Annotated in this window: 29 protein-coding genes; all 29 read right to left on the reverse strand. The window is 70.6% G+C overall.

Annotation, left to right across the window (positions count from 1 at the left end):
• Nucleotides 1-287: 287 nt before the first annotated feature.
• The gene (locus R7226_RS25220; protein ID WP_318600140.1) at nt 288-1,082 is read right to left on the reverse strand and encodes a flagellin N-terminal helical domain-containing protein; all 795 of its coding nucleotides are present in this window, start codon (nt 1,080-1,082) and stop codon (nt 288-290) included.
• Nucleotides 1,083-1,219: 137 nt separating this feature from the next.
• On the reverse strand, nt 1,220-1,453 hold the full coding sequence (locus R7226_RS25225) for a hypothetical protein (protein ID WP_318600141.1): 234 nt from the start codon (nt 1,451-1,453) through the stop codon (nt 1,220-1,222).
• A 9-nt stretch (nt 1,454-1,462) separates the two neighbouring features.
• A complete protein-coding gene (locus R7226_RS25230) occupies nt 1,463-1,900 on the reverse strand; it encodes a hypothetical protein (protein ID WP_318600142.1) in 438 nt (145 codons plus the stop codon).
• A 17-nt stretch (nt 1,901-1,917) separates the two neighbouring features.
• Nucleotides 1,918-2,592 (reverse strand): PilZ domain-containing protein, encoded by a 675-nt coding sequence (locus R7226_RS25235; protein ID WP_318600143.1) that lies wholly within the window; start codon nt 2,590-2,592, stop codon nt 1,918-1,920.
• Between the two features lie 64 nt (nt 2,593-2,656).
• On the reverse strand, nt 2,657-4,726 hold the full coding sequence (locus tag R7226_RS25240) for a hypothetical protein (protein WP_318600144.1): 2,070 nt from the start codon (nt 4,724-4,726) through the stop codon (nt 2,657-2,659).
• Nucleotides 4,727-4,751: 25 nt separating this feature from the next.
• The gene (gene flhA / locus R7226_RS25245) at nt 4,752-6,830 is read right to left on the reverse strand and encodes a flagellar biosynthesis protein FlhA (protein WP_318600145.1); all 2,079 of its coding nucleotides are present in this window, start codon (nt 6,828-6,830) and stop codon (nt 4,752-4,754) included.
• Nucleotides 6,827-7,903, reverse strand: a complete 1,077-nt coding sequence (gene flhB / locus R7226_RS25250) for a flagellar biosynthesis protein FlhB (protein ID WP_318600146.1) — start codon at nt 7,901-7,903, stop codon at nt 6,827-6,829. Before flhB ends, flhA begins: the two co-directional genes overlap by 4 nt.
• Nucleotides 7,904-7,912: 9 nt before the next feature.
• A complete protein-coding gene (gene fliR, locus R7226_RS25255; protein WP_318600147.1) occupies nt 7,913-8,713 on the reverse strand; it encodes a flagellar biosynthetic protein FliR in 801 nt (266 codons plus the stop codon).
• Entirely contained in the window at nt 8,710-8,985 is a 276-nt protein-coding gene (gene fliQ, locus R7226_RS25260; protein WP_318600148.1) for a flagellar biosynthesis protein FliQ, read from the reverse strand. Before fliQ ends, fliR begins: the two co-directional genes overlap by 4 nt.
• Before the next feature lie 8 nt (nt 8,986-8,993).
• On the reverse strand, nt 8,994-9,638 hold the full coding sequence (gene fliP, locus R7226_RS25265; RefSeq protein ID WP_318600149.1) for a flagellar type III secretion system pore protein FliP: 645 nt from the start codon (nt 9,636-9,638) through the stop codon (nt 8,994-8,996).
• Nucleotides 9,635-10,147 carry a FliO/MopB family protein gene (locus R7226_RS25270; RefSeq protein WP_318600150.1) on the reverse strand — a complete coding sequence of 171 codons (513 nt, stop codon included), beginning with the start codon at nt 10,145-10,147 and terminating at the stop codon, nt 9,635-9,637. The genes fliP and R7226_RS25270 overlap by 4 nt, the downstream gene beginning before the upstream one ends.
• Before the next feature lie 219 nt (nt 10,148-10,366).
• Nucleotides 10,367-10,729: a response regulator gene (locus R7226_RS25275; protein ID WP_318600168.1), complete on the reverse strand. Its 363-nt coding sequence runs from the start codon at nt 10,727-10,729 to the stop codon at nt 10,367-10,369.
• Nucleotides 10,726-11,640: a FliM/FliN family flagellar motor switch protein gene (locus tag R7226_RS25280; RefSeq protein WP_318600151.1), complete on the reverse strand. Its 915-nt coding sequence runs from the start codon at nt 11,638-11,640 to the stop codon at nt 10,726-10,728. Before R7226_RS25280 ends, R7226_RS25275 begins: the two co-directional genes overlap by 4 nt.
• Nucleotides 11,637-12,611 (reverse strand): flagellar motor switch protein FliM, encoded by a 975-nt coding sequence (locus tag R7226_RS25285; RefSeq protein WP_318600152.1) that lies wholly within the window; start codon nt 12,609-12,611, stop codon nt 11,637-11,639. The genes R7226_RS25280 and R7226_RS25285 overlap by 4 nt, the downstream gene beginning before the upstream one ends.
• Complete coding sequence (locus tag R7226_RS25290; RefSeq protein WP_318600153.1) at nt 12,608-13,129, reverse strand: chemotaxis protein CheD; 522 nt, start codon at nt 13,127-13,129, stop codon at nt 12,608-12,610. Before R7226_RS25290 ends, R7226_RS25285 begins: the two co-directional genes overlap by 4 nt.
• A 19-nt stretch (nt 13,130-13,148) precedes the next feature.
• Nucleotides 13,149-13,745: a chemotaxis protein CheC gene (locus tag R7226_RS25295; protein WP_318600154.1), complete on the reverse strand. Its 597-nt coding sequence runs from the start codon at nt 13,743-13,745 to the stop codon at nt 13,149-13,151.
• A 26-nt stretch (nt 13,746-13,771) separates the two neighbouring features.
• Nucleotides 13,772-15,826 (reverse strand): chemotaxis protein CheA, encoded by a 2,055-nt coding sequence (locus R7226_RS25300; RefSeq protein ID WP_318600155.1) that lies wholly within the window; start codon nt 15,824-15,826, stop codon nt 13,772-13,774.
• 10 nt (nt 15,827-15,836) lie between these two features.
• Nucleotides 15,837-16,706, reverse strand: coding sequence for a CheR family methyltransferase (locus R7226_RS25305; protein WP_318600156.1), 870 nt, complete (start codon nt 16,704-16,706; stop codon nt 15,837-15,839).
• Complete coding sequence (cheB, locus tag R7226_RS25310; protein ID WP_318600157.1) at nt 16,703-17,824, reverse strand: chemotaxis-specific protein-glutamate methyltransferase CheB; 1,122 nt, start codon at nt 17,822-17,824, stop codon at nt 16,703-16,705. Before cheB ends, R7226_RS25305 begins: the two co-directional genes overlap by 4 nt.
• 41 nt (nt 17,825-17,865) lie before the next feature.
• Nucleotides 17,866-18,348 carry a chemotaxis protein CheW gene (locus R7226_RS25315; RefSeq protein WP_318600158.1) on the reverse strand — a complete coding sequence of 161 codons (483 nt, stop codon included), beginning with the start codon at nt 18,346-18,348 and terminating at the stop codon, nt 17,866-17,868.
• A 77-nt stretch (nt 18,349-18,425) separates the two neighbouring features.
• Nucleotides 18,426-18,806 (reverse strand): flagellar motor switch protein FliN, encoded by a 381-nt coding sequence (gene fliN / locus R7226_RS25320; protein ID WP_318600159.1) that lies wholly within the window; start codon nt 18,804-18,806, stop codon nt 18,426-18,428.
• Between the two features lie 8 nt (nt 18,807-18,814).
• Nucleotides 18,815-19,258, reverse strand: coding sequence for a flagellar basal body-associated FliL family protein (locus R7226_RS25325; protein WP_318600160.1), 444 nt, complete (start codon nt 19,256-19,258; stop codon nt 18,815-18,817).
• Nucleotides 19,255-20,127 (reverse strand): flagellar motor protein MotB, encoded by an 873-nt coding sequence (locus tag R7226_RS25330; RefSeq protein ID WP_318600161.1) that lies wholly within the window; start codon nt 20,125-20,127, stop codon nt 19,255-19,257. Before R7226_RS25330 ends, R7226_RS25325 begins: the two co-directional genes overlap by 4 nt.
• Nucleotides 20,127-20,873 (reverse strand): flagellar motor protein, encoded by a 747-nt coding sequence (locus R7226_RS25335; RefSeq protein WP_318600162.1) that lies wholly within the window; start codon nt 20,871-20,873, stop codon nt 20,127-20,129. The genes R7226_RS25330 and R7226_RS25335 overlap by 1 nt, the downstream gene beginning before the upstream one ends.
• Before the next feature lie 56 nt (nt 20,874-20,929).
• Entirely contained in the window at nt 20,930-21,274 is a 345-nt protein-coding gene (locus tag R7226_RS25340; RefSeq protein WP_318600163.1) for a flagellar FlbD family protein, read from the reverse strand.
• 97 nt (nt 21,275-21,371) lie between these two features.
• Nucleotides 21,372-22,244, reverse strand: a complete 873-nt coding sequence (locus R7226_RS25345; RefSeq protein ID WP_318600164.1) for a flagellar hook-basal body complex protein — start codon at nt 22,242-22,244, stop codon at nt 21,372-21,374.
• Nucleotides 22,245-22,323: 79 nt separating this feature from the next.
• Nucleotides 22,324-22,725, reverse strand: a complete 402-nt coding sequence (locus R7226_RS25350; protein WP_318600165.1) for a TIGR02530 family flagellar biosynthesis protein — start codon at nt 22,723-22,725, stop codon at nt 22,324-22,326.
• Nucleotides 22,722-23,252, reverse strand: coding sequence for a flagellar hook assembly protein FlgD (locus R7226_RS25355; RefSeq protein WP_318600166.1), 531 nt, complete (start codon nt 23,250-23,252; stop codon nt 22,722-22,724). The genes R7226_RS25350 and R7226_RS25355 overlap by 4 nt, the downstream gene beginning before the upstream one ends.
• 19 nt (nt 23,253-23,271) lie before the next feature.
• On the reverse strand, nt 23,272-23,939 hold a 668-nt coding region (locus R7226_RS25360; RefSeq protein ID WP_318600167.1), incomplete at its 5' end, for a flagellar hook-length control protein FliK.

Consider the following 23,939-nt stretch of genomic DNA (forward strand, 5'->3'; position numbering starts at 1 on the left):
CTTGCCGCTCGTGTGCTCGAGGTTACGGTGAGCGTTGAACGCCTCGACGTTCGTGTTGATACGAAGGGACACTTGGATCTCCTTGATCGGTCCCGGACGACTCCATGTCGTCCTGTTCACCCCTGGTGATCGGACGCGTTCGATCTTGTTGCAGCCGCGCAGCCAGAGTTGGCGTATCAACCTCTGAACGACAAAAGGAGGCGAGCAGCCAGAGCCGCTCGCCTCCTTGTTGGTCGGTCCCTCGATGGAGCCGTATGTGACGCCCCTAGGGGCGAATGTGGTGGGTCCTAGCGCAGGAGCGAGAGGACGGCCTGCGGCGCCTGCTGCGCCTGCGCGAGCATGCTCGTGCCGGCCTGCTGCAGGATGTTGTTCTTGGTGAAGTTGACCATCTCAGCGGCCATGTCCACGTCACGGATGCGCGACTCGGACGCCGACAGGTTCTCCTGGTACACCGACAGGTTGTTGTAGGTGTGCTCGAGACGGTTCTGCACCGCACCGAACGACGCGCGCGCCGTCGAGACGCCGTTGATCGCCGCGTCGAGGTTGGCGAGCGTCGCGTCGGCTCTCAGGTTGGCCGTGACGACAGTCGCGCCGAGCGAGATCAGCGTCGCCGCGATCGTCTCGCCGTCGTTGGCGCCGACCTGGAACGACACTCTGCCGGCCGTTCTCAGCAGCTCGATGCCGTTGAACTGCGCCGTTCTGCCGATGCGCTCGATCTCGTCGGCGAGCTGGACGACCTCGCCCGAGATCGCGTCTCTGTCAGCTCTCGCCAGCGTGCCGTTCTGGTACTGCACGGCCAGCTCGCGGACGCGCTGGAGCATGCTGTGGACCTCAGTCAGCGAACCTTCCGCCGTCTGCACCAGCGAGATGCCGTCCTGGACGTTACGACGCGCCTGATCGAGACCACCGATCTGACCACGCAGCTTCTCCGAGATCGCCAGACCAGCGGCGTCGTCGGCAGCGCGGTTGATCCGCAGGCCGCTGGAGAGACGCTCCATCGACTTGCCGAGCTTGCTGCTCGTGTGCTCGAGGTTACGGTGAGCGTTGAACGCCTCGACGTTCGTGTTGATACGAAGGGACATGTCGCATCTCCTTGATGTCGTCCCGGGCGACTCCATGTCGCCCTGCTGTTCCCTTCATCGGCCGGTGCCGAGAAGGCTTTAGCGGCGTTGTGCCGACGCTGGACGCATGGCACATGAACGCTCGCGTTCGCGAGCGGTCACGCCGTGACGTCGACGTGCGGATGCCCGTCGTCGCCCTGCTGCACAGGCCGTCTGGCCCGTTGCGGCCGTGGTTGCCGGCGCTCGGCCGGTGGTCTCGCGCCCGCCTCCTCCTCCTCGCGCTCGCGCCGGCGCTGATCGCGCTCCTCCGGCTCGATCCGCGGCAGGTCGACGGGCGCGACGGGGAAGATGTTCGGGTTGCGCGGGACGATCGGGTTGATCGGCTCCGTCATCGCGACGGCCTACGCCTCGGCCGACTGGTCGCCCGGAGGCGGCGGGGGCGGCGTGGCAGCCCGGCGGGCCGCCTCCTCCTCTTCGCGCTGCTCGCGCACGACCTCGAGTTCGGTCACGACGAGGTGGCGCCAGACCGCGACCGCGACGGCCCACACGACGAGGTACGCGACGATGCCGCCGGCGAGCGCCCGCAGCACGAGGTCCTCGACGGGCACATCGGCGCGCCACGAGATGAGCGCGACGAGGCCGAAGCCGAGCAGTCCGGCCCAGCCCTTCGCCTGCTTGACCTGCGCGCCGGCTCTGGGGTGGTTGGAGACGCTCGGGAGCGCCGATCCGCCTCCGCGTCTACGACCGCGGCGGCCCTTCTCGGCCTTTCCGGCCGGTGCCGCTCTCGCGGCTGCGCGCGCCGGCGGGCGCTGCCTGCCGCGCGTCTTGGTCGCTGCCATCGTTCACGTCCTCCCGGTCACAGCTCGCCGTCGCGCGTCAGTCTGCGCGCGATCCGCTCGCGTTCGAAGATGAATGCGACCAGGCGGCGGCGGCTCTCGTCCGACAGCTGCTCGATCGCGATGCCGCGGTGGCCCGCGTCGCTGGCCCGCGCGATTCTGCCGATCCCTTCGATCGGCGGCTCACCCTCGGTCACGCGCACGCGGAAGCGCACGCGCGTGTCGATCTCGAAGGTGTCGGGGCCGGAGGCGAGGATCCCGTTGCCGCTGACGTTGACGGTCAGCGTGTCTATCCACGGACCGTCCTCCTCGCCTTCCTCCCCGAGCGGAGCGAGTGCCATCGGGCGCACCGCGCCGACGCGCACGAAGTCACGGCGCTGGACGACCTCGACGGCGCCGGCCAGCTTCAGTATCACGACGTCGTAGGCCTTGACGTCGCCGTGGCCCTCGATCCGCACGAGCCCGCGCGGCCCGGCGAACTCGATCGCCATCTCGGCGACCTCGCCGAGCTGCAGCGGATCGCGCGCGTCGAGCAGCAGCACGAGCACGATCTCGTCCTCCGCGATGCGCGTCACGCGCGCCGCGAAGCGCTCACGGTCGGGCAGGATCAGGTCGACGTCCTGGCGCACCTCGGGGAGGTGCGCCACGAGCGACGGCCCTGCTCTTCTGCCGTTGCGCTTGCGCAGCGGGCTCATGCGGAGACCACCCCGCACACGTTCTGCGAACGGAACCCGAGGCTCTGCCGAGGGTTTCGCGGGCTCATGCCAGCAGTCGCTCCGCGAGCTCGGCGGGGTCGGCCGGGGCGAACGAGCCGGGCAGCTCGAGGCCGCCGTTGACGTAGGCGAGCGGCAGACGCGTCGCGCACGACAGCTCGACGACGGCGCCGATGTGGTCGGTCGCGTCGCTGTGCGTCATCGCGATGCCGGTCGGCTGCAGCGGCGCCAGCCGCTCGACCAGCTCCTGCGCGACGGCGGCGCTGAGCGTCGCCGGCACCGTCAGCTGGATCTCGTCGAGCTCGAGCAGCTGCAGCTCGGCGGCGAGCTGGGCGACGCCGGCGGCGTCGCCGGGCGAGACGGCCGGGGTGTCGAGCACGACGACGGCCTCGCCGCGCAGCTCGCCGATCCGCTGGGCGGCCAGCTCGGCCGTCGCGACCGCCTCGACCTTGACGTCGTGCGGCTTCAGCAGCGCCATCAGCTCGGCGCCGCCGTCGGCGGGCGCGAGCGTGATCACGGCGACGGGCACCGTGCTGCCGGCCGCGTAGGCGGCGGCGAGGCCGGCGGTGCAGCGCGTCTTGCCGCCCCCGCCGGCGCCGACGAAGGCGACGGCGCGGCCGCCGATGCGCGGCAGCGGGGGAGCCGGGATGCGCCTGGCGAGCGCGGTCTTGACAGCCGCTCTGACGTCGCCGCCGGGGGTGAACGGGAGCACGTGCGCGGTCGCGTCGACGAGCAGCTCGCGCGCGGCCGCCGGTGCGACGCCGCGGCTGGAGAGCGCACCGGAGACCTCGATCGCCTGCGGCGTCTCGACAGCGTGGCGCGGTCTCGTCGGCAGCGCGCGCCGGCGGCCGAAGAGGCTGCGGCGCGGTGCTCTGACGGGCTGCTGCGGGACGACGCGGGGGGCGGCGGGCGCCGCGAGCGCGGGCGCGCCGGTCAGCGCGGCGGCACGCGGGGCCGGGTCGAAGCGACGCGCTTCGAGCGCTCTGCGCGCCTGCTCGCTGGCGGTCATGCTGGCCGCGATCGCGGCGGCGAGGTCGAGCGCGCGGGTCGTCTGCGGGCCGACGCCGCTCTCGGGCAGCTCCGGGCCGCGATGCGACTCCTCAGCGACGGGCGCGGGCGCCTCCTCGACCGGCGCGGCCGCGACCGGCGCTCTCGCCGGCTTCGCCGCTCTCGCGGGCGCGGCTCTGGCGGCCGGCGCGGAAGCCTCGGCTCTCGCGGCGGGGGCAGTTCTTGCGGGTGCGGCTCTGGCGGCGGGGGCGGCTCTCGCCGCTCTCGCTCTCGCGGCTCTGCGCTTCGCCGCTCTTCTCGCCTTCGCGGTACGCGCGGGGGCGGAGACCGCGGGAGGCGCGACGGGCGACGGGGCCGGCGTGGGCGCGGCGACCTCGGGGGCCGGAGCCGGCTTGGCGACGACGGCCTCGGGCGCGACCGGCCGCGGCGCCGGCGCGGGGGTCGACGGCACCGGCGGCGCGTAGCGGGCGCTCGGCTCCTCGACCGGGGCCGGGGCTGCGGCGGCGGGCGCGGGCGCGGGCTCAGCCGCGACTCTCGCGACGACCGGCTCGGCCTGCTCCTCGGCGGCGGCGAGCTGCTGCGCGAAGGTCGCGCTGTGCTCGCGCAGGATCTCCGCGGGCGTGCGCGAGTCGCCCGGCTTGGCACCGGTCGCCTGCGCCAGCAGCTCGGCGGCGCTCAGCTTCGGCTTCGGACGCGAGCCGGGCACGCGCTGATCGCGCGCGGCAGCGGCCGGCGAAGAGGCGATCGGAGCCGCGGGGGCGGGCGCCGGCGCCGGCGCGGCCGGCGGCAGCAGCGCCTCGGGCGCCTCGGGAACGGGCGGAGCGAGCGGCGCGGGCGCCGGCGCGGCAGCGACAGGCGCGGCGGCGGCCGGGGCCTGCGGGAGCGGACCGGGCAGCGCCGGCCCCTCGTCGTACAGATCGATCCGGCTGGCGCCCTTGCGCGCCTGCACCTCGACGAACTGCTGCTGGAAGAAGCCGCCGATGCCGCCGGCGAGACCGTCGCGCTGGCGGACGATGACGGCGTCCGGGCCCAGCTCCGCGCGGATCTGCGGGAGGATCTCCTCCAGCGATCTGCCGCGGAAGGTGCGCAGATTCGGGTCTTCGGTCACGTGCCCGTTCGTCTTCGGCCGATCGTCAACTTGCGAGCTCATGCTCGATCACTCCAATCGTCTCCACACTGATGCCGGGTGCGATCTCGTTGTACGAGCAGACCGCGAGATGCGGAATCGCCTGCTCGACGAGGCGCCGCATGTGGCGGCGCACACGCGCCGAGCACAGCAGCACCGGCCTGCTGCCACGCGCGACGGCATGCTCCACCTGAGTTCGGAGTGCGCTCACCAAAGCCTGCGCGCGCACCGGATCCATCGCCAGGTATTCCCCATCGGACGTCTGCGAGATCGACGCCGCGACCTCCTGCTCGATCGCGGGGTCGAGCGCGATCGCGCGCAGGCGCTGATCGCCGTCGACGTACGGGGCGGTGATCGTGCGGCCGAGCGCCTGGCGCGCGTACTCCGACAGCAGTGACGGGTCGCGCGTGAGGCGCGCCTTGTCGCCGATCGCCTCGACGATCGTGCCGAGATCGCGGATCGAGACGCCCTCGGCGAGCAGGTTCTGCAGCACGCGCTGGATCTCGCCGAGCGTGAGCATGTCCGGCACGACCTCGTTGACGACCGCCTCGTTGGACTCCTTCAGCTGGTCGAGCAGCTGTCTGGTGTCCTGGCGCGTCAGCAGCTCGGCGGCGTGGCCGCGGATCATCTCGGTCAGGTGCGTGACGATCACCGACTCGCCGTCGACGACGGTGTAGCCGAGCGCCTCGGCCTCGGCGCGCTGCGAGTCGGAGACCCACGTCGCGGGCAGGCCGAAGGCCGGCTCGGTCGTCGGCACGCCCTGCAGCTGGCCGACGGCGTCGCCCGGGTCCATCGCGAGCTGGTGGTTGGCCATGATGCTGCCGCGCGCGACCTCGGTGCCGCGCACCTTCAGGACGTACTCGTGCGAGTCGAGCCCGAGCTCGTCGTGGATGCGAACGGGCGGGATCACCATGCCCAGCTCGGTCGCGATCTGGCGCCGGATGACGGAGACGCGTGAGAGCAGCGTGCCGCCCGAGTTCTGGTCGACCAGCCGCACGAGGCCGAAGCCGATCGCCAGCTCCAGCGGGTCGATCGGAAGCGCTTCGAGGGCGGCGTCGCGCGGCTGCGCGACGGCCGTTCCCTCGGCGTCGGCGATCGCCTTCGCCTCGGCCTGCTCGGCCTCGTCGGCATCGCTTCTGCGCAGCATCCAGCCGATCGCGAAGAAGATGCCGCCGATCACGATGAAGGGGATCTTCGGCAGGCCCGGCACGAGCGCGAAGGCGAGGATCGCGCCGCCGGCGACCAGCGGCGCCTTGCGCTGCTTGAGGATCTGGTCGGAGATGTCGTGGCCGAGGTCTCTGTCGGAGGCGGCGCGCGTGACGAGGATGCCGGTCGCGACGGAGATCAGCAGGGCCGGGATCTGCGCGGCGAGGCCGTCGCCGATCGTCAGCAGCGAGAAGTGCTGGATCGCCTCGCCGAACGGCATCCCCATCTGCATGATGCCGACGGCGAGACCGCCGATCAGGTTGATCAGCACGATCACGATCGCGGCGATCGCATCGCCTCTGACGAACTTCGAGGCGCCGTCCATCGAGCCGTAGAAGTCGGCCTCCTGGGAGATCTCGGCGCGGCGACGGCGGGCCTCGTCGTCGGTGATGAGGCCGGCGTTGAGGTCGGCGTCGATCGCCATCTGCTTGCCGGGCATCGCGTCGAGCGTGAAGCGCGCGCCGACCTCGGCGACGCGCGAGGCGCCGTTCGTCACGACGACGAACTGGATCACGATCAGGATGAAGAAGATCACGAGGCCGACGACGACGTTGCCGCCGACGACGAAGTCGCCGAACGCTCTGATGACGTGGCCGGCGTCGCCGGTCGTCAGGATCAGGCGCGTCACCGAGACGTTGATCGCGAGCCGGAACATCGTCGTCAGGAGCAGCAGCGACGGGAACGAGGCGAAGTCGAGCGCGCGTCTGAGGTAGAGCGTCGAGACGACGATCGCGATGCCGGCCGAGATGTTCAGCGTGATGAAGAAGTCCAGCAGCATCGGCGGCAGCGGGATGATCAGCATCACCACGATCAGCACGACGCCGAGGGCGGCCAGCAGGTCCGTCTGGCCCATCACCTTTCTCATCACGTTGGAGTTCATCGGGCGACAGCCTTCCTGCGGGCGGTCCCCGCGACTCTGTAGACGTGCGCGAGCACCTGAGCGACGGCTTGGAAGAGCTCTTCCGGGATCATCTGGCCGACCTCGACGCTGCTGTGCAGCGAGCGCGCGAGCGGCTTGTTCTCGATCACCGGCACGTTGTTCTCGGCGGCGATTCTCTTGATCTGGAGGGCGATCAGGTCCTGGCCCTTGGCGACGACCTCGGGCGCGGGCTTGGTGCCGTCGTACTTGAGCGCGACGGCGAAGTGGGTCGGGTTCGTGACGACGACGTCGGCCTGCGGGACGGCGGCCATCATGCGGGCGCGCGCCTGCTGCATCATCTGGCGCCGCTGAGCGCCCTTGACCTCGGCCGGCAGCTGGTGCGATCTGAACTCGTCCTTCACTTCCTGCTTGCTCATCCGCAGCTGCTTGTTGTGCTGCCACTTCTGGTAGGCGTAGTCGATCGCGCCGATCAGCAGGTAGGCGATCGCCGCGCGCTGCGCGACGGAGAAGACCATCGAGGCGAGCTCGTTGCCGAGCATCACGGGACTGGTGCCGACGGTCGCGGCCAGCTCGGTCATCTTCGGCATCAGCGACATCGCGACGATCACGCCGACGACACCGACCTTGAGGATCGACTTGCCGCCCTCGAAGAACATTCTCGGGCCGAAGACGTTCTTCGCGCCCGACAACGGGTTGATCCGTCTCGGCTGCGGCTTGAGCGCCTCGGCCGACGGCTTGAGGCCGACCTGTCCGACGTTGGCGGCGATCGCCGCGACCGCGCAGACGAGCGCGATCGGCGCGAGCGCGAAGGCGATCGTCTGCATCGACGCCATCGCGAGCGACTCGAGGCCGCGCGCGGAGATGACCGAAGCCGGGTCGGCGATGCGGTCGAAGGCGTCGCGCATCGACGTCGCCATGCCGTCGACGATCTTGCCGCCCATCAGCGACAGCACGAGCAGCCCGGCGAGCAGCACGACCGAGCCGTTGACGTCCTGGGAGCGCGCGACCTGACCTCTTCTGCGCGCGTCCTCTTGCCGTCTCGGTGTCGCTCTCTCTGTCTTGTCCTCAGCCATGCGCGTCGATCACCCGGCCCGCAGGGTCTGGAGCGCCTCGCCGACGCTCAGCTGCAGCTGGTCGGAGATCCAGCCGCCGACGAACGGCAGTGAGGCCGCGACGACGAGCAGGCCGACGAGCACCTTGACCGGGAAGCCGACCGCGAAGACGTTGAGCTGCGGCACGACGCGCGAGACGACGCCGAAGCCGACGTCGGTCAGGACGCAGGCGATCAGCACCGGCGCGGCGACCTCGACAGCGGCCGTGAAGATGCCGGTGAAGACGAGCGTGAGCGCCTCGCCGATCGAGGCGAAGTCGGGCGAGGCCGTCAGCGGCACGATGTCGAAGGTGCGCGAGAGGCCCTGGATCAGCCACGCGTCGCCGTTGATCGCGATGAAGATCGCGACGGCGACGAGGCTGTAGACGCGGCCGAGGACCGCCGACTGGTTGCCGGTGATCGGGTCGAGCGAGCCGCCGAAGGCGAAGCCGACCATGAAGTCGAGGATCGCGCCGGCGGTCTCGATCGCGGCGAACAGCAGCGCGACGCAAAGCGCGAAGGCGAGCCCGACGAGCAGCTCCTTGACGACCAGCTCGACGATCGACAGCGTCTCCGTCGGGATTCTCTGGCCGACGATCGCGAGCGGGTAGAGCCCGAGCGTGAAGGCGAGCGCGACGACCGTTCTGGCGCGGCCGGGGATCTGCCGCGAGGAGAACATCGGGGCGACCAGGAACAGCGGGCTGATGCGCGCGAGCACGAGGAAGAAGCCGACGACGTTTCTGACGCCGAGCGCGGCCAGCAGCTGGTTGGCCGTGGTCTGCGTCGCGTTCATCCGCCACCGACCAGCGTCGGGATCGAGCGGTACAGATCCTCCGTGTAGGAGAGCAGCTGGTTGAGCATCCACGGCCCGCCCACGATCAGCACGACCGCGGTCGCGATGATCTTCGGGATGAACGAGAGGCTCTGCTCCTGGATCTGCGTGATCGCCTGGAAGACGGAGACGATCAGACCGACTGCGAGGCCGACCAGCAGGAGCGGGCCCCCGACCTTGATCGAGAGGTCCAGCGCCTGCGTCGACAGGTTCATGACGGTGTCTTGATCCATCAGGGCACCTAGCCGGAGAAACTTCGGACGAGGGAATCGGTGATCAGCGCCCAGCCGTCGACCAGCACGAACAGCAGGATCTTGAACGGCAGCGAGATGAAGACCGGTGGGAGCATGATCATGCCCATGCTCATCAAGGTCGAGGCGACGATCAGGTCGATGATCAGGAACGGCAGGAAGATCATGAAGCCGATCTGGAAGGCCGTCTTCAGCTCGCTGATGATGAAGGCCGGGATCAGCGTCGTCGTCGGGATGTCTCTGTAGGTTCTCGGCTGCTCTCTCGTCTGCGAGAGGCGCACCATCAGCGCCAGGTCCTTCGTGCGCGTCTGCTCGAACATGAACTCGCGCAACGGGATCTGCGCCCGCTCGACCGCCTGCGCCGTCGTGATTCTGTTGGCCTCCAGCGGATCCCAGGCGGTCGTCTTGATCTGGTTGAAGGTCGGCGCCATCACGAAGATCGTCAGGAACAGCGCGATCCCGACCAGCACCTGGTTGGGCGGCGAGGTCGGCGTGCCGATCGCCGTGCGGATGAAGCCGAGGACGATCAGGATGCGCGTGAAGCCGGTCAGGCAGAAGAGCGCGGCCGGGATCAGCGTCAGGGCGCCGACGAGCAGCAGGACCTGGATCGCGCTGTCGCCGCTGACTTCGTTCATCGCCGCACCGTCCACTTGCGCATCTGGCCGACGACGTCACGCGGGCTGCGGGCTCTGAGCCCGGAGCCGCTGCCGGCGGCGGTTGCGACGAGCTCGTCGTCGGGAAGGATCAGTTGGCCCCACTCGTCGGTCAGGCCGGCCTCGCGCGCCTCCTGCTCGCTGTACGTGCGCACCGGCGTGACGCCGTGCTCGCCGACGCCGACGAGCACGAGCTCGTTGCCGGCGCGGATCAGCTGCAGCGAGCGGTTGGAGCCGAGCGGCACGGAGGCGACGGCCTGGAGGCCGCCGATCGCGCGCTCCTGACGGCCCTGCTTGAGCTGTCTGAGGACCCACGCGATCCCGTAGATCACGCCGATCACGATCGCCAAGCCGACGATCGTGCGGACGATCGAGCCGCCGGAGCCGCCGCCGGAGCCATCGGATCCGGTCGTCGCCGTGCCGAGGTCGACAGGGGTGCTCTCAACGTCTCTGGCGCCGGCGGCGAGCGCGGGCGAGCAGAGCAGGAGCATGAGGGCAGCGCAGAGCGCAGCCGCCCGTGGAAGCAGGGAAGCCGTCTTCATCGAGGGAGACTCCGAGGGAGAGTCGTCCCGATGATCGGCGTTTCAGCGCAGAGCTTTAGCCCCGATGTTTGAAATTCACCCCGCTTCAAACCCGAAAAGCCCCGGCAGGAACCGGGGCTTCGGGCGCGACGTGATCTCAGCTGGCGCCTTGCCAGCCGTCAGAGGGCCTTAACCGAGCGCCTTGCCGACCGCGTCAAGGACGCGTTCGGCCTGGAACGGCTTGACGACGAAGTCCTTCGCGCCGAGCTTGATCGACTCGAGCACCTTCGCCTCCTGGCCGAGCGCGGAGCACATCACGACCTTCGCGCCGGGGTCGATCGCCATGATCTCGCGCAGCGCCTCCAAGCCGTCCTTCTCCGGCATGGTGATGTCGAGCGTGATCAGCTCGGGACGCAACTCCTGGAAGCGCTGTATCGCCTCCACGCCGTTGCCGGCCTCCCCGACGACCTCGTGGCCGCCGTTGGAGAGCGCGTCGGTCAGCATCTTGCGCATGAACGCAGCGTCGTCGACGACGAGCACACGTGCCATCAGGACACCATTCCTTCCTTTTCGGGGGTGAGAGCTTCACTGTCGGCGGTGTGACCGGCGACCTCGGCGAGGCGCAGAGCCCACTCGCCGTCGTCGGTCAGCACGAGCGTTCCGCTCGCGAACCGCAGTCCGTTGACATAGAGGTCGACCGGCTCGTCGGCCTTGCGGTCGAGCTCGAGCACGTGGCCGGCCGGCATCTCGGGTGCGGCGCCGAGCGGGATCTTGGCACGTCCAAGCTCCGCCCACACGCGCACGCGGATGTCGCGCAGCGCCTCGTCGAGCGCAACCTGCTCGTCGACGTACACCTCGACGCCGTCGACGACCGAACCGCCGTCGCCGCTGACGTGCTCGACGCCCATCTCGTCGAGCGCGCGCGTCATGCGCACGACGAAGGCGTTCGGCACCAGCTGCACGAGGCGGCAGGCCTCGTCGCAGACACGGAAGGTGGCGCGCGTGCCGTGCGGCGCCATCTCGTACGCCTCGGCGGCCTCTGAGCTGCTGCTGAAGAGACGCGTCTCCGGCGGCGCGATCTCGACCTCCTGGCCGAGCACGACGCCGATCGCGGCCGCCGCGGCGGCCATCATCTGGTTGGCGGCCTCGGCGACCGCCGACAGCTCCAGCACGGTCAGCTCGCTGGAGTCGTCCTCGGGCGCCGGCATCCCCATCATCGAGGCGGCGATGCGACGGGCGCCGGTCGCCGTCATCAGGAAGACGTTGCCGCCCGTGACGCCGTCGACGTAGGCGACCGAGACGGCCACGGCGGGCGTCTCGAGCGTCGCGAACGGGCTCGTGTCGGGGTTCAGGACCGACACGTCGCCGCGCTCCACCTGATCGGGGCAGAGGCTCTCCAGCACCTTCGCGATCGCCTCCGCGGTGGAGGCGCCAAGGCGCATCAGCGCTTCTCTCGTGGTCATTGCGTCGCCTCCTCTCCGGGCACGTGGATCTGGACCGCGCGACGAGAGCCGCTGCGGCCGGGCTGGGCATGGTGGATCGGGACGTCCTCCGCGAAGACGACGACGCCGTCTGCGGCGAGCGAGCCGAGCTTGACGAGGTCGCCCGGCTTGAAGCCGAGCACGTCGTCGATCGCCAGCTCGATCGAGCCGACCTCGGCCCGCATCGTGACGTGGGCGCCCGAGAGGGCGGCCTCCATCAGCGCGGCGGCACGCGGATCGGCGGCGCGGGTGCGGATGTCGCGCCCGGCGATCTGGTCGGCGACCGCGTCGATCGACGACCACGGGATCAGCAGCGCGAGCGTCGAGGAGTGACGGTTGATGCGCGACTCCAGCGTGACGGTCAGCGTCGGCTCCGAGATCGCGGCGATCTGCATGCCCTCGACGTGCGAGTCGACCTCCTGCGCGGCGAACGTCTGGCCGCAGAGGTCCTGCCACTGGATCGACAGCTGCGTCGTCAGCGTCTCGAACAGGCGCTTGGAGAGGACCCAGTCGATCTCGCTCAGCTTGCGCTGGCGCGGCGGTCTCTCCGGCGCGCCGCCGAGCAGGTACTCGATCGCCATCAGCATGAACGGCAGCTCCGCCGTCATCAGCATCCGCGTGTCGTGCGGCGCGACGTCGAGCGGCACGCCGAGCGACGCCGGCGGCAGCTGCGAGGAGGCGGCCGACCACGTCAGCTGCGACGTGTTGATGACCTCCAGCTCCAGCGGCACGCGCAGCTCCGCCGTAAGGCGCGCGGCGGCCGTCTGGCAGAACATGTCGAGCGTGCGCACGATGCGCCGCTCCTGCTCGCTGGTGAACTTCGTCGGGCGCGCGAAGTCGACGGTTCTCAACCGCCGTCCGCGACGGCTGACCTGGCCTTCGTCGGGCAGCGCGCCGTGCTTCGCCGCCTCGACGAGCGCCGCGATCTGGTCGTTCGTCAGGATCTCGCTCATCGGTGGATCGCCTCCGCGCTCCGTCGTGGGCCGGGCGAGCCGCTCCACAGCTCGACCTCTCTGCCGCCTGCCTCCTTCACCGTCACCGTCATCGCGCCGACGTGGACGCGCATCGTGCGCCCGCGGCGGCCGCCGGTCTCCTGGGCGCGGACCGGTATCCGCGCCTTCGCCAGCGCCTCGCGCACGGCCTGCGCGTTGCGCGCGCCGATGTCGAGGGTGCTGCCGACGCCGACGTCGAACATCTGCGCGCCGCCGACGAGCACCGCTTCGAGGCGCACACGACGCGCGCCCATCCGCTCGCTCTCGGCGACCAGCGCCGGGATCGCCAGGTCGGCGAACTTGCCGGCCGGGGCATCCGGGATCGCCGCGGCCTCGGGCAGCATCACGTGCGCGAGCGCGGCGACGCTTCTCGCGCGGTCGACGACGGCCACGCCGATGCAGGAGCCGAGCCCGATCGTCATCAGCTCGTCCTCCGGCGTCGTGCTGACAGCCAGCTCGCCCATGCGCACGATCTTCACCGTCCCGTTCCGAGCAGCATCATGCGCCTCCGACCCCGAGGCGGCCGAGGATCTCCTCGATCCCGCCGGTCGTCGGCAGCAGCAGGAACGACAGCGAGCAGGCCGCGTCGGCGACGTCGAGCCCGGTGTCGAGCACGAGCGCGCTGTCGGTCTCGCCGACGGTCTGCGACAGCAGTGAGGCGACGATCGCGCCGAGCATGTCGGTCACGACGTGCGGCGGCTTCGGCTCTATCGCCAGCCCCGCCATCGACGCGAGCGCGTTGATGTACGAGGTGCCGAGGATGTTGCCGATCTCGCCGATCGCTGAGTCGCCGACCTCGGTGCCGGCCTCGACCCCGAGCAGGCCGCAGAGCGTCGCGGCGTCCTCGGTCGGGAACAGCAGCAGCACGAGCGCGTCGATGTCGCCGAAGATCGGCAGCACGACCGAGCTGACGGTGCGGTCGGCCGGGCCGACCGCGTCGACGGCGTCGGCGAGCGGCAGCGCGAGCGCGCGCGGGACCGACAGCTCGACCTCACGGCCGAGCATGCTGGCGAGCGCGGTGGCGGCATTGCCGGAACCGATGTTGGCCAGCTCGCGCATTGCGTCGAGCTGCATGTCGGTGTAATCGGTCGACACGGAGGTGTCTCCTTCCTGAGGCGGCATCAGGCGATTGGGACGGCGTCGGCCGATCGCGCCGTCAAGGCGTCGCAGTCGACGATCAATGAGATCTCGCCGTTGGAGAGGACGGCGCCGCCGGACACGGCGGCGCGGTCGCTGACCTCGGGCGGGAGCGGACGGGTGACCAGCTCGCGCTGGCCGACGAGGGTGCCGACGGCGAGCGCCAGCCGGCGGTCGCGGCCGCGCACGATCACGGCGTGGTCGTGCGCCTCGCCGGAGCGGGAGGTGCGGCCGGCGAGCGCCTCGCCGGCATCGAGCAGCGGCAGCACGCCGTCGCGCAGCACGAGCATGCGCGAGCCGGCGACCGAGCGGACCGCGTGGTCCTCCAGTCGCAGCGTGCGCTCGACGCGGTCGAGCGGGATCGCGAAGGGGACGCCCTCGGCCTCGACCAGCAGCGCCGACATGATCGCCAGCGTCAGCGGCAGGCGGATCTGCGCCGTCATCCCCTGACCGAACTCGGAGGCGACGATCACCTCGCCGCCCAGCTCGCGGATCTTCGCCTGCACGGCGTCCATGCCGACGCCGCGACCGGAGATGTCGCTGGTCGTCTCGGCGGTCGAGAAGCCGGCGGTGAAGAGCAGCTCGGCGGCGCGCTGGGAGTCGATCGTGGGGATCGCCTCCTCGCTGATCAGGCCGCGCTCGAACGCCTTCTGCGCGACACGGCCCGGGTCGACCCCGCGGCCGTCGTCGCGCACGCTGATGACGACGTTGCCGCCGGCGTGGCGCGCGGAGATCTCCAGCACGCCGGTGCGCGGCTTGCCGGCGGCCTCGCGCTCGTCGGGCGGCTCGAGGCCGTGGTCGAGCGCATTGCGGACGAGGTGGACGAGCGGGTCGCCGAGCGCGTCGACGACGGTGCGGTCGAGCTCCGTCTCCTGCCCGACGAGCTGCAGCTCGACCTCCTTGGAGAGCTTGGAGGAGAGGTCGCGCACGAGCCGCGGGAAGCGCAGGAAGACCGCCTCGACCGGGATCATGCGGACCTGCATCACCATCGCCTGGAGCGCCTGCGAGCTGCGCGCCAGGTCCTGGATCGCCTGCTGCATGCCGGGCACGGCGGCGTCGTTGGCGAGCGTCTCGACGACGGTGCGGTGGATCACCAGCTCGCCCATGTGGTGCATCAGCTGGTCGAGCCGCTCGGCGTCGACGCGGACGGTCGCGCCGGCGTGGGCGTGGTTGGCGGAGGCGGCCGACTGGCGTCTGGCGGGGGCGGCCGCGGCGGGCGCGCCGCCGTTGCCGTTGCCGTTGGCGGCCGGGCCGGCGGAGACGACGATCGGCTCAGCGTCGGCGTGCTCGGCTGAAAGCGTCTCGACCGACGGCGGCGCGAGGTCGTCCTGCGCCTCGTCGAGCGCGACCCGCTCGACGTCGCTGACGTTCCTGGCCGCGGCCTCGATCACCTCGTCCTCGCGATCGCTCGCGAGCCATGCCTCCAGGCGGCTGCCCTGGAACTGCTCGACGCCGTCCTGCGCCGGGATCGAGCCGACGATCTCGCCCAGCTCGCCGAGCGCGGCGAAGAACATGAAGGCGCGCACGGCCGGCATCAGCGCCTCTTCGGAGAGATCGGCGACGACGTGCACGATGCGGCTGCCGTCGGCCAGCTCGCGGACAGCCGGCAGGTCGGGCAGCTCGACGCCGCCGATCCGGTCCAGCTCCTGCTCGGGCGTGCGGTCGCGGATGAGGCCCTTCAGCTGCTCGATCAGCGCGCTCGGCTCGAGCGTGTCCTCGCCGTCGGTCGCGATCTCCTCGACCGCGGCCTCGAGCACGTCGAGGCACTTGAAGAGGACGTCGATCGCCTCGCGCGAGAGGCCGTCGGCGCGCTGGCGCAGCAGCTCGAAGACGTCCTCCATCTGATGGGTCAGCGCCGCGATCGCGGCGAAGCCCATCGTCGCGCTCATGCCCTTCAGCGAGTGCGCGATGCGGAAGATCTCGTCGACCGTCTCGCGATCGTCGGGAGTCTCCTCGATCCGCACGACGGCGAGGTTCAGCTCCTGGAGGTGCTCGCGCGACTCGGCGAGGAACATCGGCAGGTATTCGGAGGTGTCCATCAGCGGCGCCCTAGCTCTTGCGGTAGGTGAAGGGATGGGTCGCGACGAGCCCCAGCTCGCGCGGGCGACTGACGCGCTCGGTCGAGCCGATCACGAGGTATCCGCCGGGGCGCAGCGAGGTGACGAGCCGCTCGTGCAGCGCGTCGCGCACGTCCTCGGTGAAGTAGATGACGGTGTTGCGGCAGAGCACGAGGTCGTAGGCGTCGCGCCGCGGCTGCACGCGCAGCAGGTCGCCGACCTCGAACTGGCACAGCGCCTGCAGCTCTCTGCTCGCCTGCCACTCGTCGCCGTCGCGCGTGAACCAGCGCTCCAGCACTCTCTTGGAAGCGCTGCGGGCGTCCTCGTCGCTGAAGCGGCCGAGCCTAGCTCTGTCGACCATGCGGCGGTCGATGTCGGTGCCGACGATCGTCGCCCGGGTTCTCGGATCGAGCTGCCGGCAGAGCGCGGCCAGCGTGTACGCCTCGGCGCCGTAGGAGCAGCCGGCGCTCCACGCTCTGACGCGGCCGGCGGTGGCGGAGGCGATCAGCTCGGGCAGCACCTGGCGCTCCAGCACCGTCCACTGCTCCGGGTTGCGCCACAGCTGCGAGACGTTGATCGTGACGCGGTCGAGGAACTCGTCGACCTCCGCTCTGTCCTTGCGCAGCTGCGCGAGGTAGGCGGTCAGGTCGGTCACGCCGCGGCGCTGCGCGAAGGAGCGGATGCGCCGCTCCATCTGGCCGCGCTTGTACTGCAGCAGGTCGATTCTCGTGAGCGCGCGGATGCCCTCGCAGAACTGCGTGTAATCGTCGGCGGCGACGGTTGCGGGCGTGGAAGAACGAGCCCCCCGGGCGAGATCTTCCGACGGAACCCGAGGCCGCAGGCCGAGCGGTTCCGCGCTCATGCTCCGGCCTCCGCGGCGATCGCGGCCGGCAACTCGTGCAGCGGCAGGATCTCGTGGGCGAGGTCGGCCTCCGCGACGGCACGCGGCATGCCGTAGACGGTGCAGGTCGACTCGGCCTCGACGAGCACGCGGCCGCCGCGTCTGCGGACCGCCTGCGCGCCCTCCAGCCCATCCTTGCCCATGCCGGTCAGGACGACGAGCACCATCCGCTCACCGAACGCCTTCGCGGCGTCGGCGATCGTCAGGTCGGCGCGCGGGCGCAGGCCGCCGATCTCCGGCGCGTCGCTGAGCGAGACGACGCGCGAGGGGTCGGCGAGCCGCAGGTGGGCGCCGCCCGGGGCGAGCAGCGCGACCTTCGGGTCGAGCGCCTCGCCGCCGGCGGCCTCGCGCACGTTCAGGTTGGAGGCGCGGTCCAGCCGCGCCGCCAGCGAGTTTGTGAAGCCGGGCGGCATGTGCTGGACGATCAGCGTGCCGGCGCCGAGCGGCGCGGGCAGCGCCGGGACCAGCTCGGCGAGCGCCTTCGGACCGCCGGTCGAGCAGGCGATCACGACGATCCGGCGCGTGCCGGAGTGGGCGCGGGCGCGCCGCTCGAGGCGGCCGCTGCCACCGAGGCCAGTGGCAGCGCTCGGTGTTGCGAGCGGGCTGCCGGGGCGCGAGCGCGCCAGCGGCGCTCTCGGCGCCGCCGCGGCGGCACGGCCGGGAGCGCGCCTGCGCGACGCGGCCGCGAGGCGGACCTTGTCGCTCAGCTCGGTGGTGAAGCGGTCGATCCCGTCGCCGACGGCCGGCTTGGCGACGAGGTCGAAGGCGCCCTCCGCGAGCGCGTCGACGGCGCGGGCGCCGTGGGCCGGCGAGAAGGCGGAGACGACGACGACGGGCGTCGCGCGCTCGCCCTGACGGCGCAGCGCTCTCAGCACGCCGATGCCGTCGAGGCCCGGCATCGCCAGGTCGAGCGTCATCGCGTCGGGGCGTTCGCGCTCGCACAGGGCGAGCGCCTCGTCGCCGTCCTTCGCGGCGCCGACGACGTCGAAGCCGGCGTGCTCCAGCGTCGCGGTGACGACGCGGCGCATCAGGCCGGAGTCGTCGGCGACGACGACGCGAGTTCTAGTGGCGCTCGACATGGCAGGTTGCTCGGGGGGTTCGCTTCAGCGCAGCCGGACGGCTACGCGATCGCGAGGTCGGCGACGCCGTTGCTGCTCGCCTCGCCGGCGGCAGTGACGGCCGCGGCGGAGGCGAAGATGCCGGCCGGGTTCAGCAGGATCACGAGACGGTCGTCGATCTTGGCGATCGCCTCGATCGACTCGTTGTCGGCGGCGGGGACGTCCTCGATCTGTCCGGACTCGACGGTCAGGACCTCCTCGACGTCGTCGACGATCACGCCGGCCATGTCGGTGGCGGTCTCGACGATGACAATCTTCGCGCTCTCCTTGCGCTCGGAGGCGAAGCCGAGGCGGGAGGCGAGGTCGTACACGGGGACGATCTTGCCGCGCAGCGAGATCACGCCGCGGACCCAGTCGACGTCCGATGCGACCGAGCGGGGCTCGGTGTATCGGATGATCTCGTGGACCTGCGTGATCGGCAGGGCGTACTCCTCGTCGCCAAGGGAGAAGACGACGAGCTGACGGGTGGTCTGACCTTCGGACATGTGGCTCTCCGGCGGGTTCGGGGTGCCCTCCGGTGATCGGCCGGACGCTGTCGCTCTTGAGGAGCGACAGCGGTCCGTCAGACCGTTCCTGGCGCTTCGGCGGCAGGCACGGCGGACGCCTCGGCGGAGGCGTCGGAGGACGTCTCGGCCGCGGTCACGCCGCCGAGCACGTCGGTGATGCGCAGGCCGAACTCCTCGTCGATGACGACGACCTCGCCATGGGCGATCGGCGTGCCGTTGACAAGCAGGTCGACCGGTTCTCCGGCCATCCGGTTGAGCACGACGATCGATCCGGGACGCAGTTCGAGCGTCTCGCCGACCGTCATGCGCGTGCGGCCGATCTCGACCGCCAGCTCGACGGGCACGTCACTCAGACGGCCGAGGTCGTTGTGGTGGCCGTTGCGTCCGTTCGTAGCGACCGGGCGGTCGAACGCGGGCAGCTCCATCTCGTGGCTCATCGCGTCTCCTACTGGACGGCGACGTCCGTGATCAGGACGTCCTCGGTTCTGACGTCGGTCGTTCTGTTGATCTGCGTGAGGATCTCTCTCTTGATTCTCTCGCGACCTTCGGATCTGACCAGTTCGTCGCCATTGGTGTCGGTGACGATCTCCGTGACGATGTCGCGGATGACGGCCTCCTGCGGCAGCGTGCCAAAGCCTTCCGGCGGCTTCGGGGCAGCGCCGTGGCCGCCGGCCTCCGCCGCGACCGCCTGGTGCTCATCGACGATCAGCGCGACGTTCATCTTCGCGTAGCGGCCGTCTTCGAGGTTGACGAGAAACTCTCTCGGCAGCACGTAGACCTGGCCGTCGATCTTGTGTCTTCTCTCTTCCTTCGGCTTCGCGAAGGTGTACGCGGCGCCCGCTCCGACGATGAGGGCCGCCAGCACGAGGATCAAGACGTTCTTTCTCATGGGGTGAGGCCTTCCTGTGGTTCGGATGCTGCGGTAGAAGTGGGTGGAACGGCGTGCAGGCGCTGCAGCACGACCTCGACGCGGCGGTTGCGCGCGCGGCCGCCATCAGTGCCGTTGGAACCGATCGGATGCAGCTCCGCGTAGCCGGAGGCGCCGAAGCGTCTCATCGGCACGCCGCGATCTATCAAGTAGCGGACGACCTCCGTCGCACGCGCGGTCGACAGCTCCCAGTTGGAGGCGTACTGCGCGGTCGAGATCGGTACGTCATCGGTGTGACCCTCGACGAGGATCGGGTGGATTCTGTCGATCGTCAGCAGGTTGCCGACATGAGCGAGCAGGCCCGTGCCCTCGTTCTTCAGATCGGCCATGCCGGAGTCGAACAGGACTCTGTCGGTCAGCAGCCGGACGACAAGGCCACGCCGTGCGACGACGGCTTCGACCTGATCGCCGAGCCCGTGCGCTCTCGCGTACTGCTCGATCTGCTGCTTGATTCTCTCGAACTCGTTGTCCTCGCGACGGGCCGCGAGCGCCTCCGCCTGAGCTCTGTCTCTCGGGGCGGCGATCTGCGGGGTCTGCGGGGCGATGTTCGGGACGACGGACTGCGGCGTCTCTCTCGTCGCGCTCACGCCGGTCTCGATGATCCCCTCGCCGCCGCTGATGATCTTGCCTGAGAAGGCGTCACGCAGCGAGGTCTGGAGCGCTTCGAACTTCGACGTGTTGAGCGACGAGATCGAGTACAGGACGATGAACAGCGCCAACAGCAGCGTGAGCATGTCCGCGTACGTGATCAGCCAGCGCTCGTCGCCGCCGCTGTGACCGCCGCCCCCGCCGCGGCGGCGACGTCCGCCACCTCGCTTGGGGGCGGACATCAGGCAGCCTCGCGGCGCTGGCCGGAGATGTCGGCGACGTTGTCGTCGGCGGCTCTGCGCTCGGCCGGCGGAACGTAGGAGCCGAGCTTGTCGGCGACGACCCGCGGGTTGTCGCCGGCCTGCACGGCAAGGATGCCGTCGAGCGTCAGCGTCCGCAGCTCGACCTCCTCCTCCGACAGCGCCTTCAGACGCGAGGAGACGGGGAGGAAGACGACGTTGGCGCCGCCGACGCCGTAGAGCGTGGCGATGAAGGCGACCGAGATCGCGGGCCCGAGCGAGTCGGGGTCCGACAGGTTGCCGAGCACCGAGATCAGGCCCATGACGGCGCCGAGGATGCCGAGGGTCGGGGCGTAGCCGCCGGCCTTCTCGAACGTGTTGGCGCCGATCGCGTGGCGCGCGACCATCGCGTCGATCTCGGCTTCGAGGATCTCGCGCACGAGGTCGGGATCGGTGCCGTCGACGACCAGCTGCAGGCCCTTGCGGGTGAACTCGTCGTCGATGTCGCCGATCTGCGAGTCGAGCGCCAGGAGGCCCTCACGACGCGCCTGCTCGGCGATCGCGACGAGCAGGTCGACGCGGGCGCGCAGATCCTGCTCCTGCGGGCTGAACGTGATCTTGAAGAGCGTCGGGATCCGCTTCATCTGGTCGAAGCCGACGCTCGCCATCGTCGCCATGAAGGTGCCGACGAGGACGATCACGATCGCGGGGATGTTGATGAACGTCGCCGGCGAGGTCCCTTCGAGCATCCCCGTGAGGAGGATGGCGACGAGTCCGCCGACGAGTCCGATTGCAGTCGATGCCTTCATCGTTCAGGGTGATCGGCGGGTCGGGACGAATCTTCAGTCGCGGCTGCGCCGTCGACGGCGGTCAGCGGCGGACGGTCGCCAAGACGCGACGAGACGACGCGCGCCATCGGCGAACGGGCGGCAGGCGCCTCGTCACGGCGACGTCCGAGCGCGTCGCGGAGGATCTCCGTCCGCCACGCGCGCACCTCTTCGGCAACGCGAACAGGTGACTCGGCGACGACGAATCTGGTTCCGGTCGTCAGCGTCACGACGGTGTCGGGAAGCGCTTCGACGAGCAGGATCAAGTCTGGATTGAGGTGAAACTCTTCGGCGTTGTGGCCGAGTCGGTGCAGAACGATCACGTGCGGGCTCCTCCATGGATGTGTGGCGCTGCAGGCATGGCAGCGCTCGCGCGGCGGTCCCTCGTCCGCCGCGCGAGCGTGCTGCCGGCTGCGGCGATCAGCGCTTCAGGTTGACCAGGTCCTGCAGCATCTCGTCCGAAGTCGAGATGACGCGGGAGTTGGCCTGGAAGCCGCGCTGCGCAGTGATCATGGTCGTGAACTGGGTGGCGAGGTCGACGTTGCTCATCTCGAGCATGCCGCCGATCGTCTGCCCGTTGCCGTCGATGCCGGCGGTCTCGACGACAGCCGCGCCGGAGGAGGCCGACTCGACCCACAGCGAGCCGCCCTCGCGCTGGAGGCCGCCCTCGTTGGCGAAGCGGCCCATCGCGATGTAGCCGGCCGTGACGCGCTGACCTCTGGTCGGCGAGACCGGGTCGCGGTCGACGTAGGTGACGCCGCCGTCGCGACCGATCGCGACGTCGGTCGAGCCGGGCGGGATCTGGATGTAGGAGTCGGTCGCGTTCGGCGCGTAGGTGAAGCCGCCTCTGCCGTCCGGCGTCGCGGTCGCGCCGCGGCCGATCACGTAGTGACCGTCGGAGGTGATCAGGTGACCGTTGGCGTTCGTGTCGAAGTTGCCGGCGCGGGTCCAGCGGAAGTCGGTCGTCGGGACGGCCGGCGGGGTCGCGCTGGCGACGCGGAACCAGCCGCCGCCCTGGATGAAGACGTCGAGCGGCTTGCCGGTCGTCATCGGAGCGCCGGCCTGCATCAGGTTGTCGACGGAGCCGAGCTGGACGCCGAGGCCGACCTGCAGCGCGTTGGAGCCGCCCGTGCCCTGGCCGGCGCCGGCGGCGCCGCGCTGCAGCTGCGAGAGCGAGTCCTGGAAGGTCGTGCGGGCCGACTTGTAGCCGACGGTGTTGACGTTCGACAGGTCGTTGGCGGTGACGTCGAGCATCGTCTGGTTCGTCTTGAGTCCGCTGATCGCGGAGAACATGCCTCGCATCATGAGGGCATCAGGTCCTTTCGCGGCTTCCTCGAAGAGGTCCGGCCGCAGTGGTTTTCAGCCGCTCGCGTCATGCGATGACGGCGCTGTCGATGTTCGTGAACACGTGCTCGCGCATGTGCTCGGGGTCGACCGCCGTGATGACGGTGCGATTTCTGACTGAGACGACGAAGGCGGTGCCGTCGACGAAGACGACCGATTCGCGCGAGCCCTTGCCCGCTGCCCGGTCGACGCCGTCGGTGAGCCGTGCGAGCGTCTGCTCGCCCAGCTCGATCCCGCGCCGCTCGAGTCGCTGCAGCGCATGGCGCGAGAACTCCACGCCCGGCGTCTGCGTCGTCGAGCGCAGGACCTCCCCGAAGGAGGGTCCTTGGACGGCGGTCTCGCCACGGCGGCCGCCGGCCGGCTGCGCGGGCTGCGCGACCGGGGCGACGCCGGGTGGGACCAGCGCGGGATTGACGGCGTTCAGGCTCACACCTGCTCCGTCGGATCGGTCGGCGGAGTCTCGGGATCGGGGTCCGTCTCCGGGTCCTCGGTTCTCGGCAGCGGATCGGGGTTGGGCGTGATGCCCTCGCCCCAGACGTAGGTGACCGAGACCGGGTTGACCTTGTCGGTGTCGCCCTCGATTCTCAGCTGCGGGCCGGCGTTGGTGAAGGTCACCGACTCGACTCTGCCGGTGTACGTTCTGAGCTCGTCACCGTCGATTCTGAGGTACGAGATCTGCTTGCCGATCAGGCCGATCGCATGCTGGTCGTACTCGTTGGAGGCGGCCGCCGAGGTCGTCTGACCGAGGTTGGTGATCTGCTCCAGGATCGAGAACTGGGTCATCTGGCCCATGTACTCGGCACCGTCGGTCGGGTTGAGCGGATCCTGGTTCTGCATCTGACCGATCAGCAGCTTCAGGAAGTCGTCCTTGCCGAGGACCGACGGATCTCTCTGGCTCGTGTTGCTCGTGGCGGTCGGCGCGGTCGTGGTGACGTTGCCGGTGGGATCTACTGGCATCTCAGTGAGTCCTTCCAGCTCAGGCGAGCACGTCGACGAGCGCGCCGTTCGGAAGTCGGAGCGAGGTCGGCGCCGCGGGGGCGTCGGTCGCGATGGTCAGAAGCTCGTCCTCGGGCCCGGCGGTGCGGAGCCCGGCGCGAGAGCCGTCGGCGCTCGCGCCGAAGCCCTGCTGGCGGCCGGCCTGGCCGGCCTGCTCGCCGGAGGCGCCGATGTCGAGCCGCAGCAGGTTGAGGCCCTGCTGCTCGAGCTCACGCTGCAGGTCACCGGCCGACTGCTGCAGCACCTGAGCGGCGCCGGCGCTGTCGGCGATCACCTTCGCGACGATGCCGTCGGCCGTGTGACGCAGGTGGATCTCGATGCCGCCCAGCTCGGCCGGGCTGAGGCTGATCCGCGCGTGCGTGACGCCGCGCTCGGCGCCGGCCCGCATCGCCAGCCGGACCGTCTCGACCGCGTGGTCGAGCGTGACCGGGCGGACGGGAGCGGCCGCGGCGGCCTTGTCGGCCGCCGTCGCCGTGTGGATCGCGCCGAGCGGATGGCCGGCGGCGGGAGCGTTGCCCTGGCCCTGCGCCGCGGATGCGGGCGCCGGGGCGGCCGGCTGCGCGGCAGCGCCGGGCTCGGCCGTGCTGCCGGACGGTGCCGTCGGCGCGCTCTCCGCGGGCGCGGCGGCAGCGGCGGCGTTCTCGGAGC

This window comes from Conexibacter stalactiti, from assembly GCF_033542075.1.
GTDB classification, from domain to species: Bacteria; Actinomycetota; Thermoleophilia; order Solirubrobacterales; family Solirubrobacteraceae; genus Conexibacter; species Conexibacter stalactiti.